The organism is Bradyrhizobium genomosp. III (genome assembly GCF_000261705.1).
Taxonomy (GTDB): Bacteria; Pseudomonadota; Alphaproteobacteria; order Rhizobiales; family Xanthobacteraceae; genus Bradyrhizobium; species Bradyrhizobium ottawaense.
In genome coordinates, this window is record NZ_AJQF01000610.1 from 1 (window position 1) to 614 (window position 614).

The 614-nt window shown below is 68.7% G+C and carries 1 protein-coding gene; it reads left to right on the top strand.

What is annotated here, in order from left to right:
• Positions 1 to 166: 166 nt before the first annotated feature.
• A partial coding sequence (locus IC66_RS0142405) for a chemotaxis protein CheW (RefSeq protein ID WP_038951401.1) occupies positions 167 to 614 on the top strand: 448 nt, incomplete at its 3' end.

A 614-nucleotide genomic window follows, 5' to 3' on the forward strand; every position in this document is an offset into this window, starting at 1 on the left:
GGCGGCGATCGAGCGCGGCCGTCAGGCCGGCTTCCACGACTATGTCGCCAAGTTCGACCGTCCCGGTCTGATCGCGGCGCTGAAGGAGCAGACCGCGGGTGCCGCCGGCGCCTCCGAGCTGAACCGGGCAGCGGCGTAAGGGCAGGACAGGGATCAGGAGAAGCAGATGAACAAGAAGACGCAAGTGGGCGAAGGCGCCATGGTCGAATACGTCACCGCGATGATCGGCGGCCAGCTGTTCGGCCTGCCGATCTCCCGCGTCCAGGACGTGTTCATGCCCGAGCGCGTCACCCGCGTGCCCTTGTCCTCGCGCGAGATCGCGGGCGTGCTCAATCTGCGCGGCCGCATCGTCACCGTGGTCGACATGCGCGCCCGCCTCGGCCTGCCGCAGCCCGAGGACGGCAAGGTGCCGATGGCGGTCGGCGTTGACCTCCGCGGCGAATCCTATGGCCTCCTGATCGACCAGATCGGCGAGGTGCTGCGCCTGCCCGAAGCCGGCATGGAAGAAAATCCCGTCAACCTCGACCCCCGCATGGCCAAGCTCGCCGGCGGCGTCCATCGCCTCGACGGCCAGCTCATGGTCGTCCTCGACGTCGATCGCGTCCTCGAGCTCG